The following is a 4,849-nucleotide window of genomic DNA, read 5'->3' as shown; positions in this document are numbered from 1 at the left end:
CCCTACACCACCATCGAACGTGTCCTGGTGCAGCGGATGGTCGAGGTGGTGCTGGCCGACGCGCGCCTGGCCTTCGAGCCCTTGACGCCGGTGACCTTCAACCTCGACCGGCTGGAGACCAACCCGCGCTTCGCCGCCATCGCGCGGCCCGCCAACGCCGCCATCCTGGTGAAGCTGCGCATCGACATGGAAGACCGTGGCGGGCGCATCGAGCTGCTGCTGCCCTACGCGACGCTCGAACCCATCCGCAAGATGCTGCTGCAGCAGTTCATGGGCGAGAAGTTCGGGCGCGACAACATCTGGGAAGGCCACCTGGCCACCGAGCTGTGGACCACCCAGATGGAGGTCCGCGCCGTGCTCGACGAACAGCAGATGGGCCTCAAGAAGGTGCTCGACCTGAAGGTCGGCGACACCCTGATGCTCAACGCCACGCCGGACAGCCTGATCGAGCTGCGCGCCGGCGTCATCCCTCTCACCCGCGGCCGCATGGGCCGCCGCAACGCCCACATCGCCGTCCGTGTGGAGGCGCCGCTGACGCCCCACGCGCGGCAAGCCGTGACGAGGACCTCATGAGCTTGATCGGTCTGGCCATGAATGTGCTGCTGGCGGCCCTGCTGCTGGCGGCGCTGACGATGGGCTGGCGGCTGAACCGCCGGCTGAAGGCGCTGCGCGACAGCCACGACGGCTTCGCCGCGGCGGTGACCGACCTGAACGCCGCCGCCGCGCGCGCCGAACAGGGCCTGGCCGACCTGCGCGCCGCCACCGACGAGGCGGTCGACATGCTGGCCGACCGCATCGACAAAGGCCGCAGCCTGGCGATGAAGCTGGAGCGCCTGGTCGAACATGCCGGCGTGCCGCAACGCGCCGTCCTCGCGCAGGCCGTGACCCCGGACGATCCGGTGGCCGAGCGCCGGCTGGGCGCCCTGCTGGCCGCCGCCCGCGAGATGCGCCCCGAGCGCGCCATGCCGCCCCTGCGCGCCGCCGCGGCCGCCGACCCGGCGGCCGGCCAACGCGCCATGGTCGAGCGCCAGATCGCGCGCGCCCGCCGCCTCGCCGAGGATGACCTCTTCGACGACGAGCCGATCACCCTTGACGACGTCCGTGGAGCCCGCCGGTGAAATCCATGCCCCGCATCCTGCCGCTGGTCGGCATCGCGCTTGGCGGCGTGCTGGCGATCAATGCGCTCGCGGGCGCCCGGGACCTGCCGGGCTTGATCTCCGGCGCCAAGGCCTGGGCCGAGGACGCCGCGGCTCCGGCCAAGCCGGCCAAGAAGGCCGTGGCCAAGAAGCCCGCCGACACCAAGGCCGCCGACCCTTCGGCGGCGCCGGCGACGCCGGTCGCGCCGGCCTTTCCGGGCGGCCCCGCCGCGCCCACCGGCGACGCGAAGGACACCGCGGCCACCGCCGGCCTTCCGCCGCCGACCATCCAGCCCAAGGCCGTCTGCGCGCCCACCGCCGCCGAACTGGCCAAGGAAGCCGGCCTCTCGCCCGCCGAACTGCAGGTGCTGCAGAACCTCGGCGCCCGCCGCGGCCAGCTCGACCAGCGCGAAGCGGACCTGTCCACCCAGCTCGGCCTGCTGGCCGCCGCAGAGGCCAAGCTCGACGCCAAGACCAAGGTGCTGACCGGGCTGAAGTCCGACATCCAGGGCCTGCTGGCCCAGGCGGATGGACGCGAAGCGGCCGAGGTCGACCGGCTGGTGAAGGTCTACGAAGGCATGAAGCCCAAGGACGCGGCCGCGCGCATGGCCATCCTGGAGGACGGCGTGCGCCTGCCGATCGCCGCCAAGATGAAGGAGCGCTCGCTCTCGGCCATCGTCGGCCAGATGCCGCCGGCCGACGCCAAGAAGCTTACCGAATCCCTGGCCCACCGCTTCGCCGCCGCCCAGACCCTGGCCCAGAACGCCGCGGCCCAGGCCGACGCCGTGGCGAGCAAGACCGCCGTCGCCGAAGATCCCAAGGCCAAGCCCGTCCGCGCCGCCAAGAAGGCCGCGCCGCGCAAGAAGGCCCCGCCGGCCGCCCAGGCCGCCGCCGACCCCGCGGCCGACAAGCCTGCCGCCGCCGTCCCGGCCGCGACGCCGCCGCCGGCCAAGGCCGGATAGGAAATGAACCTGCGCCAGACCCTGCGCGCAGGTGTGGCGGCCATCGCCGTCGCCGGTGTCGTCGCGCCCGCGGGCGCCGCGACATCGTCCATCGATGTGCGCGTCGCCCAGGCCGACGGCTTTTCCCGGGTCGAGTTCGTCGGGGCGCCCGCCGCGCAGGTGAAGCGGGACGGCCAGGTCCTGGTCTTCACCTTCCCGCGCGACGCCGACCCCGACATCGCGCGGCTGCACACCGCGCCGCCCAAGTGGATCAAGACCGCCGAGAAGAAGCACGTCGGCGGCCATCTGCAGCTCTCGATCACGCTCACCGACGACGCCGACTACAAGGTGGGCTCCGCCGACGGGGCGATGTTCGTCAACGTCTTCCAGAAGCCGCCGCCCACGCCTGCGGAACTCGCCGCCGCCAAGGCCGCCACCCCCGAGCCCACGCGCCCCGACCCGGTCCCGGCCGGCGGCGTGGTCCACATGGCCTCGCACATCGACAACGCCCAGGTGCAGTTCAGCTTCACCTGGGCCAATCCGGCCGGCGCGGCGGTGTTCCGCCGGGGCGATGCGATCTGGGTGGTGTTCGACGCCCCCGCGGTGATCGACGTCGGCCGCTCGCCCAAGGGCCTGGTCCAGTACAGCGCCATCTCGTCCATGAAGGGCGGCGACTATTCCGCCGTGCGCATCGAGGCCGCCCGCGGCATTCCGGTCTTCGCCTCCTCCATCGGCAACACCTGGACCATCGCGCTCGGCCCCGGCGATGAAGGTTCGCCCAGCGTCGTGCGCCTGGTGCGCGACGAGGCCGAGGGGCCCGCCACGCTGAAGGCCGCCGTGGCCGGCGCCACCAAGGTCGTGCAGATGGCCGACCCGCAAGCCGGCGACGTCCTGGACGTGGTCACCGCGCTCGGCCCCGCCAAGGGCCTGCCCAGCCGCCGCGACTATGTGCAGATGGCGGTGCTGCCCTCGGTGCAGGGCTTGGCGATCGAAAGCCACATCGACGACCTGCGCATCGCGCGCGACGGCGACATCGTCCGCATCGGCCGCCAGCTCGGCCTGGCCCTGTCGCCCAGCTTCGCCAGCCAGGAAGACGCGCGCCTGACCGTCGATGCGCCGAAGCCCGCCGCCATGCCGGCCCTGATCGACCCCGACTGGGGCAAGACCGGGCCCAAGGGCTTCCTCGACCGCTACCAGCACCTGCTGGCCGCCGCGACCGTGGAGTCGGCCAACAAGGACAAGGCCGCGCCGGTGGGCGCGCGCCTGGCGCTCGCCCGCTTCCTGGTGGGCTCGGAGCTCAGCTTCGAGGCCATCGGCGTGCTCAACGACACCGCGCGCGCCAGCCCGCAACTGATGGACAACCCGGAGTTCCGCGGCCTGCGCGGCGTGGCCCGGGTGATGGCCCGCCGCTACAAGGAGGCCGAGGCCGACTTCTCCTCGCCGGTGCTGGTGGAGGACCGCTCCAGCTCGCTGTGGCGCTCCTACATCGCCAGCCAGCTCGCCCAGTGGCCCGAGGCCCGCGCCCAGTTCGCCAGGGGCGCCGAGGCCTACAACATGTTCTCGCCGACCTGGCGGGCGCGCTTCGCCCGGGCCGACGCCCAGGCCGCGCTCGCGCAGGGCGACCTGCCGAGCGCTGACGCCCGCATCCACCTGGCGCTCGCCGACAAGACCGACGTCTACGAGGAGCTGGCCACCCGCCTGGTGCAGGCCCGCATCATCGAACAGCAGGGCCACAAGGACCGGGCGCTCAGGATGTACACGGCCATCGCCGGGGCGCCGCGGGAATCCCTGTCTTCTCCGGCGTTGCTGCGCGCGACCCAGATCAAGCTGGAGATGGGCAAGGCCACGCCCCTGCAGGCGGCCACGGTGTTCGACGGCCTGCGCTACCGCTGGCGCGGCGACGCCACGGAGCTGGAGACCATCCGCGCGCTCGGCCAGCTCTACCTGAGCCAGGGCCGCTACCGCGAGGCGCTGGAGGCGCTGCGCTCGGCCGGCACCCGCCTGCCGGACCTGCCCGAGGCCCTGCAGCTTTCGTCCGACCTCAACGCCGCCTTCCGCTCGCTCTTCCTCGACGGCAGCGCCGACGGCCTGGAGCCGGTGCAGGCCCTGGCCCTGTTCTACGACTTCAAGGAGCTGACCCCAATCGGCTCGGACGGCGACCTGATGGTCCGCAAGCTGGTGCGCCGGCTGGTGGACGTGGACCTGCTGGACCAGGCGGCCGAACTCCTCAAGTACCAGGCCGACAACCGCCTGGACGGCGTGCCGAAGGCCCAGGTCGCCACGGACCTCGCGGTCATCTACCTGATGGACCGCAAGCCCGAGCAGGCGATCCAGGCGATCAACTCCTCGCGCACGACGGTGCTGCCCAACGCGCTGAACGCCGAGCGGCGGCTGGTCGAGTCCCGCGCCTGGATGGGCGTCGGCAAGTACGACACCGCGCTGGAGATCATCGAGAAGGACACCAGCAAGGAGGGCCAGGACCTCCGCGCCGAGATCACCTGGAAGCAGAAGGACTGGGCCAAGGCCGGCCCGCAGTTCGAAAAGGCGCTCGGCGCCCGCTGGAAGGATCCGACCGCGCTGTCGGCCGACGACGAGGGCAAGCTGCTGCGCGCCGGCGTGGCCTACAGCCTGGCCGGCGACGACGCGGCCCTGACGCGGCTCTCCGGCCAGTACAAGGGCTTCTTCGACGCCGCCCACAATCCCGAGGCGTTGCGCATCGCGCTGACCGGCGTCTCGACCAATCGCCTGAGCGTCGCCGACTTCGGCCGCGTT

At 72.6% G+C, this 4,849-nt stretch carries 4 protein-coding genes; all 4 read left to right on the top strand.

The features are described from left to right. Nucleotides 1–573, top strand: a 573-nt coding sequence (locus tag VNW53_RS07935) for a FliM/FliN family flagellar motor switch protein (RefSeq protein ID WP_325554810.1), incomplete at its 5' end; no start/stop codon positions are given. Continuing rightward, complete coding sequence (locus VNW53_RS07930) at nucleotides 570–1,118, top strand: DUF6468 domain-containing protein (protein ID WP_325554808.1); 549 nt, start codon at nucleotides 570–572, stop codon at nucleotides 1,116–1,118. The genes VNW53_RS07935 and VNW53_RS07930, both read left to right, overlap by 4 nt. A 5-nt stretch (nucleotides 1,119–1,123) precedes the next feature. Continuing rightward, nucleotides 1,124–2,098 (top strand): MotE family protein, encoded by a 975-nt coding sequence (locus VNW53_RS07925; RefSeq protein WP_414693256.1) that lies wholly within the window; start codon nucleotides 1,124–1,126, stop codon nucleotides 2,096–2,098. A gap of 3 nt (nucleotides 2,099–2,101) precedes the next feature. Further along, on the top strand, nucleotides 2,102–4,849 hold a 2,748-nt coding region (locus VNW53_RS07920), incomplete at its 3' end, for an endoglucanase (protein WP_325554804.1).

The sequence above is a fragment of the Phenylobacterium sp. genome, assembly GCF_035569475.1.
Lineage (GTDB): Bacteria > Pseudomonadota > Alphaproteobacteria > Caulobacterales > Caulobacteraceae > Phenylobacterium.
The sequence above is the reverse complement of the archived record's forward strand: the minus strand, read 5'-3'. Positions and strand labels throughout refer to the sequence as shown.

Coding starts and splice junctions, on each gene's coding strand:
- VNW53_RS07925 (WP_414693256.1), top strand. CDS start 1,124: ATGCCCCGCATCCTGCCGCTGGTCGGCATCGCGCTTGGCGGCGTGCTG.
- VNW53_RS07930 (WP_325554808.1), top strand. CDS start 570: ATGAGCTTGATCGGTCTGGCCATGAATGTGCTGCTGGCGGCCCTGCTG.